14 protein-coding genes are annotated in these 11121 nt (G+C 55.3%); 6 read left to right on the forward strand and 8 right to left on the reverse strand.

The features are described from left to right. Positions 1–747: collagen-like protein (locus PHU01S_RS24925; protein ID WP_218032504.1), on the reverse strand; the 747-nt coding region annotated here is incomplete at its 3' end. A gap of 229 nt (positions 748–976) precedes the next feature. Next, complete coding sequence (locus PHU01S_RS24930; protein WP_048747576.1) at positions 977–1555, reverse strand: class I SAM-dependent methyltransferase; 579 nt, start codon at positions 1553–1555, stop codon at positions 977–979. Between the two features lie 272 nt (positions 1556–1827). Here PHU01S_RS24930 and PHU01S_RS24935 point away from each other — a divergent pair, with 272 nt between their 5' ends. Then, positions 1828–2304 carry an Lrp/AsnC family transcriptional regulator gene (locus tag PHU01S_RS24935; protein ID WP_048747574.1) on the forward strand — a complete coding sequence of 159 codons (477 nt, stop codon included), beginning with the start codon at positions 1828–1830 and terminating at the stop codon, positions 2302–2304. A 62-nt stretch (positions 2305–2366) separates the two neighbouring features. Here PHU01S_RS24935 and PHU01S_RS24940 read toward each other — a convergent pair whose 3' ends face one another. Then, positions 2367–3503, reverse strand: a complete 1137-nt coding sequence (locus PHU01S_RS24940) for a Leu/Phe/Val dehydrogenase (protein ID WP_049868462.1) — start codon at positions 3501–3503, stop codon at positions 2367–2369. A 190-nt stretch (positions 3504–3693) separates the two neighbouring features. Here PHU01S_RS24940 and PHU01S_RS26050 point away from each other — a divergent pair, with 190 nt between their 5' ends. From PHU01S_RS26050 to PHU01S_RS24950, 5 genes are all read left to right on the forward strand, one after another. Further along, complete coding sequence (locus PHU01S_RS26050; RefSeq protein ID WP_021881002.1) at positions 3694–3834, forward strand: hypothetical protein; 141 nt, start codon at positions 3694–3696, stop codon at positions 3832–3834. A gap of 195 nt (positions 3835–4029) precedes the next feature. Beyond that, on the forward strand, positions 4030–4161 hold the full coding sequence (locus PHU01S_RS26500) for a hypothetical protein (protein WP_021881003.1): 132 nt from the start codon (positions 4030–4032) through the stop codon (positions 4159–4161). 182 nt (positions 4162–4343) lie between these two features. Further along, on the forward strand, positions 4344–4469 hold the full coding sequence (locus tag PHU01S_RS24945; RefSeq protein WP_021881004.1) for a sporulation protein YjcZ: 126 nt from the start codon (positions 4344–4346) through the stop codon (positions 4467–4469). A 179-nt stretch (positions 4470–4648) separates the two neighbouring features. Next, entirely contained in the window at positions 4649–4780 is a 132-nt protein-coding gene (locus tag PHU01S_RS26505) for a YjcZ family sporulation protein (RefSeq protein ID WP_217900070.1), read from the forward strand. Between the two features lie 110 nt (positions 4781–4890). Then, the gene (locus PHU01S_RS24950) at positions 4891–5022 is read left to right on the forward strand and encodes a hypothetical protein (RefSeq protein WP_021881005.1); all 132 of its coding nucleotides are present in this window, start codon (positions 4891–4893) and stop codon (positions 5020–5022) included. A 1461-nt stretch (positions 5023–6483) separates the two neighbouring features. Here the strand turns inward: PHU01S_RS24950 and PHU01S_RS24955 are convergent. From PHU01S_RS24955 to PHU01S_RS24975, 5 genes are all read right to left on the reverse strand, one after another. Continuing rightward, positions 6484–7770: an MFS transporter gene (locus PHU01S_RS24955; RefSeq protein WP_127510416.1), complete on the reverse strand. Its 1287-nt coding sequence runs from the start codon at positions 7768–7770 to the stop codon at positions 6484–6486. Between the two features lie 340 nt (positions 7771–8110). After that, positions 8111–8284, reverse strand: a complete 174-nt coding sequence (locus PHU01S_RS24960) for a CsbD family protein (RefSeq protein WP_083436505.1) — start codon at positions 8282–8284, stop codon at positions 8111–8113. A 110-nt stretch (positions 8285–8394) separates the two neighbouring features. Then, on the reverse strand, positions 8395–8685 hold the full coding sequence (locus PHU01S_RS24965; RefSeq protein ID WP_127510418.1) for a hypothetical protein: 291 nt from the start codon (positions 8683–8685) through the stop codon (positions 8395–8397). A gap of 133 nt (positions 8686–8818) precedes the next feature. Further along, positions 8819–9997 carry an NAD(P)/FAD-dependent oxidoreductase gene (locus PHU01S_RS24970; RefSeq protein ID WP_048747571.1) on the reverse strand — a complete coding sequence of 393 codons (1179 nt, stop codon included), beginning with the start codon at positions 9995–9997 and terminating at the stop codon, positions 8819–8821. Positions 9998–10048: 51 nt separating this feature from the next. Then, positions 10049–10489 (reverse strand): DUF1641 domain-containing protein, encoded by a 441-nt coding sequence (locus PHU01S_RS24975; protein ID WP_048747568.1) that lies wholly within the window; start codon positions 10487–10489, stop codon positions 10049–10051. Positions 10490–11121 lie beyond the last annotated feature (632 nt).

Below are 11121 nucleotides of genomic sequence, written 5' to 3' on the forward strand. Positions count from 1 at the left end.
GGTCGCTCCTGTCGCTCCCGCTCCCGTCGTCCCGGTCGCCCCGGTCGGGCCTGTCGTCCCCGTACTGCCATCGGTTCCGGTCGCCCCCGTCGCTCCTGTAAGCCCCGTCGGCCCTCCCGCAGGTCCAGCCGGACCGGTCGCTCCCGTTGCGCCGGTCGCTCCTTCCGACCCTGCCGTTCCTGTCGCGCCGCTCGGCCCGGTCTCTCCAGGATCGCCCGGGGGACCCGGCGTCCCGGTTGCCCCGGCCGCTCCCGGCAAGCCGGGGGCGCCGGCTGGCCCCACAGCTCCAGCCGGGCCTATGGCCCCGGGAACTCCTGCCGGACCGGCAGGTCCGGTCGGGCCCGTTGCGCCGGCAGCTCCTCTTGCGCCCAGCGACCTCCCCGCCAGAGCCAGCAGCCGTCCAGCCTCGCGAAGCAGGCCGACCCATCCATCCTTGACGCGCGGGGATACGCAAAAGACGAGAACCGCGCCGAGCAGCTCGGTCACCATTGCTTGGAGAGTGACAATCAGCAGCGCATCGCTTTCGCTCCGATTTTCATACTGACCGATCGCCAGCTCCAGAGCCGCCTGCAGCACCCCTTTTTCCTGCAAGGGAATCCGCATCGAGTTGATGAGAAGCAGCAGCTGGCCCAACACCTCTCTGAGCGACTCGTCCGCAACGCCTCTTGGCCATTCCGACAATGCCAGATCAAGCCATTCCAGCAGGGCTTCCCATTGATCCGCTTCCGCCGGCGTGACCGGAATCACGCAATGATGCTTCTTTCGGACAGGCATCTCGCAATCCTTTTGGGAGTGAGGCCGCTTGGATACGTGTCTTCTTCTTCTCGGTTGATCAGGCATGCCATTAACCCCCTTGATTATTAGAAGGCTATGTCGGAAACCGGCGTCCAATTCTCCCGATTGGATTCCGAAGCCATTTTCGAGCAAAAAAAAGACCCGCTCGCGGGCCTTCTCCTCTCTATACCGCCTGGTCTGCTTATGCCATCCGCTTGACGGCCATCAGCGCATCGACCGGCTCGTGATCTCTGCCGTATGCGTTCACAAATGCCGGGTTGGAAGCATCATGAAACCCCTTCATGACCGTAACCTCGTATCCGAGAGCCGCAAGCTCCTCCGGCTCCCATCCGCTGCGATGCATTTGATACTTTTCGCCGTTGAGCCCGTAATGGTCGAAAGCTTCCTGTGGGAAAAAACCCCGCGGCGTGAACAGGATGACCCGCTCGCGCGCGATGATTTCCGCCTGCCTCAGAAGCTCGTATCCCGCCGATTTTTCCAGATGCTCAAGCACATCCACCAGTGTAACAGCCGTAAAGGAGCCTGGGACAAAGAGCCTTCCGATCTCAAGCGCATCGGCGTGTAGAGGCACAACGGACGGATAGTGGGCCGCTATATAGTCCACGTACGGCTTATGGACGTCGAGCGCGACTATTTGCCGGGCATGAAGGGACGTCAGGAGCGGTCCGGGGCCGCTTCCTACATCCAGAAGGGTCTGCGCTCCGCCGATGAGCCCGTTGAGCCGGATCAAGAAATCTTTTTCTTCCGTCACATGAATCATGTCCAATCACATCCTCCTTCAAGGTCCATCCGCTTGCTGCATTGTATGCGGACTTGCCTTCGGAAGGCCCGGCAGAAGCCTGACGGACAACGAAAAGGCCGCTCTTGCCGACGATGGCAACCCGCAGGCGGCTCCGTTAATGCCGCTCTCAAAATTCCATATAATGGATTTATGTCTTGTAATGGCGATCCGAACCCGATATAGTGATTTTAGCAAAAATGCCAGGCACTTCCGTTCCAGCGATGATCAGCCTGCCAAAGGAGACGATTGAAATGTCCGCCCAACCTCCCAGGCCGCCTTCCTATACGATTCCCTCTACCAAGCTGGATGCTCTGGACCGCCGAATTACCGAGCTGCTCCGCCTCAACTCGCGGATGTCTTATACGGATATCAGCAAGGAAGTAGGCATCTCCAGGGTCGGCGTCCAAGCACGAGTCAATGCCTTGATCGAGAACGGCACCCTGGAAAGATTCACGGTCTTGGTCAATCCCGAGAAGATCGGCATGAACGTATCGGCCTTTTTTCATGTTGAAGTCGAACCTCATCGTCTCAGCGAAGTAGCGCGTCGGCTGTCGGACGAGCCTGCCGTCACCGCGCTTCACCATATGACCGGGCCGAGCAAACTGCATATGCACGCCGTATTCGCCACGATGCAGGAGATGGAAGCTTTTCTCCAGGAGCGCTTGTACAATCTGCCCGGCATCGCTGGCGTCGAAAGCCAGCTCCTGATCAAGAAATACAAATACTAGACGGTCTTGCCCGTCAAAAGCCGACTTGCCGGATCTCCGGTCCGAGCCGGCTTTTTTACTGCTCATCGTTTTTTCAACCGTTCCAGATTTTGTTCCGCCAGCCGTTTTGCCGCCTTGGAAGGAGGAATGCCGAATTTTTCCGCCAGATGGAAAACCTCCTTTGCCGTTTCAGCCACGGCCTGCACGCTTTCCTGAAGCTCCTCTCGTCCCAATCCCTGCAGCTCTCCAGCGGTGATGATGATTCCGCCGGCATTCAGGATGTAATCCGGGACATAGAGGATTCCCTTCTCCTCGATCAATTCCCCGTGACGTTCCATGGACAGCTGATTGTTGGCTGCTCCGGCGACAATCGAACAGCGCAGCCGGGGGATGGTCACATCATTCAGTATGCCGCCCAGGGCGCAAGGCGCGAATACATCGCATTTCGTCTTATAGACGTTCTCCGGCTTCACCCGCCTTGCACCGTAGTATCTCACCGCCTCCAAAACAGCGGAGTCATTGAGGTCGGAGACGATCAGCCTGGCCCCATCCTCGTATAAATACCGGCACAGCCGGAAGCCTACTTTGCCAAGTCCCTGAACGAGCACCTTGAGATCGTAAAGCGACGGCAGCCCAAGACGATAACCTACGGCAGCCTTCATCCCCTGATACACGCCGTATGCCGTCATCTCGGCCGTAAAATCATCCTGCGCCATGATGCTTCCCGATGTATCCGTTACATAGGAAGTCTGAGTTTGAATCGCGTCCATGTCCTGGATGCAGGTGCCTAGATCAAGTCCGGTTATATAACGGCCGCCCAAGCCTTCAATGAACCGTCCCAGTGACTGGAACAGCCGCCGCCTCCCGTACTCTTCGCCCCGCAGCTCCCCCGTTCCGCTTCTCCCTGCCCTCCGCTGCGCCCGTGTCGCTTCCGGTCCGCATTCCTCCATCCTAGCTGCGGGATCCCTCCAGACGACAGCCTTTCCTCCCCCGTAAGGGAGGTTGTAGGCCGCGTTTTTATACGTCATTCCCCGCGCGAGACGCATCGCATCCTGCAGGGCGACTTCCTCATCCGCGTATGTCATATACCGGCATCCGCCAAGCGAAGGTCCCGCTGCCGTGTTATGAATGGCGACAATCGCTCTCAGACCGCTCTCCGCATCATGGCAAAAAGCGACCTGCTCAAAGCCGCCGCCGATTATTTCCCGGAAAATAGTCATGCGATGTTCCTCCTCGCCCCTGAAAGGACTACATTTCTATGCGAGGATCAATTCCAATATGCCCAGACAAGGCCTGGACCGCATGGGCACCACCCTAAAATCAGCATATGCACATTTGTACCTCCCGCCCAAACATCACGGGTGCGCTCGCCGTATGATGTGGCATACCACAAGAAAGGGGATTTGACACATGTCTTACGGAGTTGGCGGAGCGGTTGGCGGCGTAGGCGCAGGCTGCGGCTACGGCGGCGGCTGGGGTTACTCGAGCACGGGCGCCATTCTGGTTCTCTTCATCCTGCTGGTTATCATCAGCCGCGCATTCCTGTACTAGTCTAGGACTGGGCAGGTTTCACGTATAATTGATTTGGACCAGAGACCTCCTGAAGGATTTCCTTCAGGAGGTTTTAGCTTTCCTTCGGAGGCCGATAACGATGAAAATGGCCGAGCGCACATTTGTCCTCCCCATCCAATCGGCATGCAAGGAAAAATCATACGATGCATCATTCCATTGAAAAGGAGAGTTGAAATGTCCGAAAACGTTGAAGGCGCAGAAACAAAAGTCGAAGCCGCTCGCGGCGGCTTTGGCTATTCCAGCACAGGCGCCATTCTGGTTCTCTTCATTCTGCTCGTAATCATCAGCCGCGCGTTCCTGTACTAGTTCGAGGGTAAAAACCAAAAGCCTCCTGAAGACAGCCTTCAGGAGGCTTTTTCATGCCGATCCGATTCGGCTTGAAGGCGCTTCGACCGCGACGTAGCCAAGCGCACATTTGTCCTTCCCGTCCAATCGGCATGCTGCCGCAGCTCATACATTGTATCATTCCACAACAAAGGAGTTTTGATATGTCTGAATATGTAGAAGGCGCAGAAACAAAAGTCGAAGCCGCTCGCGGCGGTGTCAGCAGCACCGGAATCATTCTGGTTCTCTTCATTCTGCTGGTCATCATCAGCAGCATTTTCTTCGTCTAACCGACTTCTCGGCTGGCGCCGGATCGCTCGCGATCCGGCGCTTTCCCCTGCTCGGATGAAAGCGGCCGAAGGCTCCTTTCGGCTGCATGCCCATTTCTCCTCGATTGACCTTCCTGCCCAAACATCACGGTCCGCCCCCGCGTATGATGTGTTATCTCAAGCGAAAGGGGATTTGACAAATGTCATACGGCGTTGGCGGAGTAGGAGCAGGCTGCGGAGGAGTCGGATACGGTGGTGTGTGGACGAACACCGGAGCCATCCTTGTTCTCTTCATTCTGCTGGTTATCATCAGCCGGGCTTTCCTCTATTAGCATAGCATGAGGAAGGTGCAGCTGGGCTCTTGCACAATTGTACCTCCCGCCCGAACATCACGATAGCAACAATCATAAATTAACTTATAACACTAAAGGGGGATTTGCACATGTCTTATGGAGTTGGCGGAGCAGTTGGAGGCGTAGGCGCAGGCTACGGCGGCTGGGGTTACTCGAGCATCGGCGCCATTCTGGTTCTCTTCATCCTGCTGGTCATCATCAGTCGCGCATTCCTGTGCTAGTCGCCCCCTAGCCCCTTCAAAAAATTCAATGCTCCCGAAACAAAACCAACCCTTCCCGTCATGCGGGAAGGGTTTCGATTTGCATGAATTAAACTTTCCGATTCATCTGAATTTATCCGATTCTATTTCCGATTATAAAGAATGACCCTTACCGTGAAACCCATCAGCGCATCGTTCCAGTCAAGTAGGAAGACGCCAATCTGAATGCCGTTAATTCCGCAATCGATAAGGGCAGCTGAAATTAGAGGATATTCAACAAAAACCGCATGAAAAGACAAAAATCGATTGCAATGAACGGCAAAAATCAACCAATTGGGCTTTATTGGCTCTATATTCGATTAAAAAGAGGGAGAGGATCGATTAATCACGAACAATTTTAATTTGAAAGCATCTCTTCAATCGGATTCACCTACCCCAATTTGCTTCCATCGGGACTCCCTTTGCTTGATCGCGCCTCCCTCCCGAACAATTGTATTTCTGGCCAGATAAGAGCCCAAGGGAACTCAGCGAGGTAATATCCGCACCGCGGGAGAGCGTCGGCTACACAATGTCCGCCCAATTTGAGCAGCTTGTGACCAGTCGCCAATTGTCAGCGACCGATGACCAACGACCAATGAACAACGACTGTGATGCGCGGCCGGCCATGACCTGCAACCGTTGCAACGAAGACGTGCAACGACCATGACCTGCAACCGGTACCTGCGACCGTGACCTGCAATCGTGAGCAGCAACCGTGAGCAGCAACCGTAGCTGCGACCATTCAAACCACCCGGGCCAATCCAGCCATTCCCCGTGATTCCATCCATTCCCACACTCTATCCGTTCCAACCACAAACCCATCGCTTTGGCGGCTCAGGCGGCAGCAACCCTTGCTTAACATCCCCTGGAAGCAAACAATCCAAGGAGTCTATGCCAGAGTAACCGTTCCATAGACTAGGTTCATTACATGCAATTTCATAATACCGATTAATCCGAATCTAATGGAATCCACAATCATTTTCTTCATTTAGCCATACTCAATTTAGATAATTCATTCCCCTTTATGAACATCAGGAATCGAAAAAAACCCGTTCAAATGAACGGGACCCTCTCAACGAAAACCAATCCAGCAAAAGCGAAAGCAAAGGCATTGAGAAATCAGATAAAACAGAAGCCTATAAGGGGGCGTTCGTTGCAACCCGGCGGCGTTTCTCAGCAAATCGCTCGATACACATAGTCATTGATCGTTGAAGCTTAATGCCATCATTCTACAAAAACCGCACAAAAGAACGGATGATGATGGTATTGAACGGGGAAACAAGGTCATTTAGGTTTTATTGGCAAATAATGCGGATAAAAAGAGGGAGAGACTCTAGTATTTCCGAACATTATCCTTCAAATCGTATTCCAACGAACGGATCCAAGAGCCTTCCAGACTGCCATTTGCCCTTTAACCGCTGAATCGTCTCTCCCTCCCGAAGATTAGAGTCCAGTATCAACGGCCGTTCCCTTCCTGTCGATGCGGGCAGCTCCCTCTTCTTCGCGGACAAAGCGGGGAAGCGTGAAGATATAGATGACGAAGGTCAGCAGCAGCAGCACGGCTATGAACAGATACAGCCCCAGCAGCGTGAAGCGGGAGGGATACAGCCAAGCGATGAGACCGAGCATCAGCGTCTGTCCGGCCATCATGATAGGATCGATCCAGGCGCTCACGCGCCCCATCTTGGAAGGCTCCACGAGCTTGGGCAGCCAGCCGCCGATGACGATGTTCAGCGGGGCAAGGATGATTCCCATCACTAGTATTAGAATCAGGTATATCCAGGGAGAAGCTACAAAGCCCAGAACCAAGGCGATCAGACCGGATACAAGAACGCATGCGATGAGCACTTGATGCATTTTGAATTTATCGATCAGCATGGAGCCCAGCGCGCTCCCGGCCAGGAAGCCGATGCCGAGAAAGACGGAGAACAGCGAGGCGTACAGCTGGTAGTTGTCCGGGGCCAGATGGTATTTCATCGTCAGCATGGGCAGGATTGCGAAGGAGCCGTTGATCAATCCGAACAAAGCAAATCCGGATATCAGCGCAATCAGAAGCTTGCGGCTGAAAATATACCGGAAGCCGACGCTGAAGTCACCCCATACCGATCTCATATTGAGCGAGGAGAGCGGCTGCTTGCCGTTCGGCAGCGTCACCTCGACAGGCAGCTTCAGCGAGCGGATAAGGAGAGCTGTCAGCAGGAATCCGACCGTATCGATGATTACCGCACCCTTAATCCCGACGGTATGGTACACAAAGGCTCCTATTCCCGTTCCGAAAAGCATGAACACGCCGAATACGGATTGGTTCAGTCCCGAGGCCTTCACGTACTGATCTTCCTTCAGGATGCCTTGGATCATCGCTGTTTCGGCAGGGGCGTAGAACTTGGTCACCCCAGCCCGAACGAATAGGATCAGAAAGATGACCGGCAGCCAGACCCCCGCAGCCAAAGCCCCCAGCATGCAGAGCGACAACCCGGTGCGGATCCATCCGGTATTCTCTGCGATCTTCTTGCGGTCAAAGCGGTCTGCGAGCACTCCGATAAACAGAAAAACGAATACGGTCGGCGCGGAGTAGAGCATTTCAGCGATGGAAGCATAAGCAGGCTGGGAGGAAAAACGATCGAGCATATAAAAGGCGAACGCCATCGCTCCGATCGTAGAGGCCAGCTGAGAGCAGACCGTAGCGAGAAACAGGCGCATGAACACCCCATTGCGAATCAATTCCTTCAAGGTCGGTCATCCTTTCGATTCCATTATTTAGTTGACTGTTGACCTCATTATAGAACCCGGCGGCTGCGCCTCCCAGCGGCGCGGGATGGAACTGCGCCTCCTCCTGCGGACGGAGCGCCCGCTCCTCCTCCGGATCTCCCAGGCGACGGTCCCTCATTGGCTGGCTCTCTAGTATCATTCAAGAAACCCGGAAGCACCTCTCGAGCCGTCCTGCAATTCCACCTCGGCCCCATGCCCGATTCCAAGCCTAACGGCAGATTACAGGCAGGAAAGGTTGTCTTCATGCAAAAAAAAAGACCCCTGCCCCGTTAGGAGACAAGAGTCTTTGCTCGCTTCATCTTCAATGCCGGTCTTTGAACTCTCCGACCTTTTCCTGGACTTCGCCCTTGGCTTTATCCAGCTTACCTTCCGCTTGAAGCTTGTGGTTGTCGGTAGCGTTGCCCCATTGGTCCTTGGCTTCGCCTTTCACCTTGTTGACTGCGCCCTTCACTTTGTCGCTAAGTCCTTCTGCCATGGTTATCGCTCCTTTTCCTGTTGTAGCGGGTATAGTCCTCCTTACCCGCCATGAGCCCAGGTTAAACGGAGATAAAATCCAAGTCGGTACAGCGGCTGTAGCTAGAGTGGCTAGAGGGCCAACGAACTCATGATCGGCAAGCCGAGTATGACTCCTGCGATCAGGGCTGCAATCGTCCATCCAAACCCTTCTCGGCCGTACAGATACACGATAAAGAGAAAAGCGGCATCGGCGATCAACGCCAGGATAAGAAAAAGCAGCGCCTCAAGAGGGTTTCCATCATCCAGCATCCCTCCCCCTGTGTTAAAAGCCATGTTAGCCAAGGCTAAAAAATTCGCTATGCCTAATAAAAAGGAAAGGATAATGCCCACTCCTGTAAAGATCCCTTTTGATCTGTTCATCCTCGTTTCCTCCTCAAATGAAGATGAGCATAATATCGGCATCGATCATTCAGGGAATAAAAAAACCGCATGGAATGTATCCATGCGGTTCTTCCATGCGGTCGCATCCGGGTCGGTCCCGGATGAGGACGAATTAGTAAGCCAGGGAGAACAGGCCGTTGATGTGCGACAGGTAGCGGATGTTGGAAGCTTCCTTCATCAGCGTTGCCGGCAAGCCTTTGAGGCGGGTCTGGTTGCCGCCGATTGTGCCGATCGCATCCTTGCGGCCGAGCGAACCGAGCGTACCGGAGAAGACCGGGGAGAACGAGTCCAGCTGGTGGCCGTTGAAGTAAGCGTAGATGTTGGCGCCGATGAGCTCGCCCATCTGCCAAGCCAGCTGAGCCGTAGGAGGGAACGGGCGTCCTTCCGGACCCATGACTACAGCGCTGTCTCCGGCGATGAATACATCCGGATGCGAGGTGGACTGCAGGCCTTCCGTAACCGTGGCGCGGCCGCGGTTGACTTCGATGCCGGAGTTGGCCACGACAGCCGTGCCTTGCACGCCGCCCGTCCAGATGACCGTGCTCGATTCGATCGTGCTGCCGTCCTTCAAGGATACGGTCGTGCCTTTCATTTCCGTAATCGGCAGGCCGGTTTTGAACACGACGCCGCGCTTCTCGAGGGAAGTCGTCGCGCGCTCGACCAGCTCGGCCGGGAAGCCAGGCAGGATCGTAGGAGCAGCCTCGACGCAGTACAGGGAAACTTCGTCATAGCTGATGCCGTGTTTTTTCACGAGGCCGGGCAGCATGTCGGCGAATTCGCCCACAAGCTCGATGCCCGTCAGACCGCCGCCGCCGACGACGAAGGTCAGGTCGGCTTTGTTGCCGGACTGCTTGTACTTCGCCACGGATGCTTCGACATGGGCTTTCAGCTTGTTCGCGTCTGCAACGGATTTCAGCGTGAAGCTGTGCTCCTGCAGGCCTGGAATGCCGAAGAATGCCGTCTCGCTGCCCAGTGCGACAACAAGCGCATCGTAGGACAGAGTCGTGCCGGTAGACAGCTTCACTTGCTTTTCGTCCGGCTTGATTTCAGCGACTTCGCCGATTTTCAGGTCGATGTCTTTGCCGCGCAGCAGCTTGTCCAGCGGAAGCGCCACATTGCCTTCGGACAGGTTGCCGACGGCAAGACGGTGCAGCTCGGTGATGATTTGGTGCGCGTTGATCCGGTTGACAACGGTAATCTGGGCTTCCTGCGGCGTAAAGTGCGTGCGTGCCGTCGTAGCGGCCAGCAGGCCGCCGTAGCCGCCGCCCAGGATAAGAATATGCTTCGCCATGTTCATCCTCCGTTCACGTTCTATGCAGCCTCCCCGCGGGGAGTGCGCGGGTTAGTTTTGGTTCTTCTGCTTTTCGCCGAGATTGTCCAGGAATGCCTGCGTGAAACGCAGCGTGCGCTGGACGTTCGGGTCCTTCAGCATGCGCAGCAGGCCGAAGAGGCCTACGCTGGAAGACTCGTGGCTGACTTGGTCGCCGGCTTCGATAGCCGCTTGGGCGACGGTCTTGGTCTTGTCGACGATCGGCTTCACCATCTCGCCGAGACCGCCTCCGAAGTCGTTGATAAGCACTTTGTCCGTCGCGAGCGACTTGGCTACATCGTAGGATTTGGTCATGAGCGTGACGATTTCGGCCAGCTTCGGAAGATTATCCACAAGTACCGTAAGGGACTCCTGAACTTCCGGCTTCATGAGCTGGTCGAGAATATCGCGCTGCTGTACCGCCGCGGATGGCTCTTGAGTCGCCACCGCTTGAGTTGGTTGGTTTTCGGACATGGAATTACTTCCTCCTTTGCTCTGGAAATGCGGTTCCGTCCCTCGGTTGTCCGCGATTTCTTGCGTCCGCTGCTGTCAACTTCCGCAGGGTCGCGGCCGAGGGCGGGGACGTTGTCATCATGCGCACAGCGAATGGGAGCAGCCTCAATGCGGAATCATGCCGTTGTGGCCGGACTGAGTTTGTACCAAAATTCACATATCAGTCCAGACCATCAAATCTTCATGCTTACGCAAAAAAACGGCCGCTTCCAGCCTGGGCACCGAGAAAACGTCGAGTGAGTCAAAGACTACCTTATCGTTGTCGGCCAGGCGGTCGGCACGGAACTTCTACCGATAGTTTACAACTTAACCGCTGCAACTGCAAAAGAAAATTACGGGTACGCTTTTATTATGGCGCAATATTGCCTATTCATGTCTGAATTACCAACAAAGGCCTTCGTTGTGCCTCATCCATCCGCGGATTGCGGAACCAACAGGAAGAAATCCGGGAATCCAGTCCCTAAGGAAATCATTCCGATGGGCAAAAAAAATCCCCGGAGCCGCTCCGCTGACGGAAGCTCCCCGGGGACCTGCTTACATCCAGCTGTCGATATCGTCGTCGTCGATATCGTCTTCCGCCGCCGCGGCTTGCC

The sequence above is a fragment of the Paenibacillus humicus NBRC 102415 genome (assembly GCF_004000905.1).
Taxonomy (GTDB): domain Bacteria; phylum Bacillota; class Bacilli; order Paenibacillales; family Paenibacillaceae; genus Paenibacillus_O; species Paenibacillus_O humicus.

Excerpts from the sequence above, each read along its gene's own strand:
- PHU01S_RS24940 (WP_049868462.1), bottom strand. The coding sequence starts at position 3,503 with ATGACTATTTTCCGGGAAATAATCGGCGGCGGCTTTGAGCAGGTCGCT.
- PHU01S_RS26505 (WP_217900070.1), top strand. The coding sequence starts at position 4,649 with ATGTCATACGGCGTTGGCGGAGTAGGAGCAGGCTGCGGAGGAGTCGGA.
- PHU01S_RS24970 (WP_048747571.1), bottom strand. The coding sequence starts at position 9,997 with ATGGCGAAGCATATTCTTATCCTGGGCGGCGGCTACGGCGGCCTGCTG.
- PHU01S_RS24935 (WP_048747574.1), top strand. The coding sequence starts at position 1,828 with ATGTCCGCCCAACCTCCCAGGCCGCCTTCCTATACGATTCCCTCTACC.
- PHU01S_RS26050 (WP_021881002.1), top strand. The coding sequence starts at position 3,694 with ATGTCTTACGGAGTTGGCGGAGCGGTTGGCGGCGTAGGCGCAGGCTGC.
- PHU01S_RS24965 (WP_127510418.1), bottom strand. The coding sequence starts at position 8,685 with ATGAACAGATCAAAAGGGATCTTTACAGGAGTGGGCATTATCCTTTCC.
- PHU01S_RS24960 (WP_083436505.1), bottom strand. The coding sequence starts at position 8,284 with ATGGCAGAAGGACTTAGCGACAAAGTGAAGGGCGCAGTCAACAAGGTG.
- PHU01S_RS24950 (WP_021881005.1), top strand. The coding sequence starts at position 4,891 with ATGTCTTATGGAGTTGGCGGAGCAGTTGGAGGCGTAGGCGCAGGCTAC.
- PHU01S_RS26500 (WP_021881003.1), top strand. The coding sequence starts at position 4,030 with ATGTCCGAAAACGTTGAAGGCGCAGAAACAAAAGTCGAAGCCGCTCGC.
- PHU01S_RS24975 (WP_048747568.1), bottom strand. The coding sequence starts at position 10,489 with ATGTCCGAAAACCAACCAACTCAAGCGGTGGCGACTCAAGAGCCATCC.
- PHU01S_RS24930 (WP_048747576.1), bottom strand. The coding sequence starts at position 1,555 with ATGATTCATGTGACGGAAGAAAAAGATTTCTTGATCCGGCTCAACGGG.
- PHU01S_RS24945 (WP_021881004.1), top strand. The coding sequence starts at position 4,344 with ATGTCTGAATATGTAGAAGGCGCAGAAACAAAAGTCGAAGCCGCTCGC.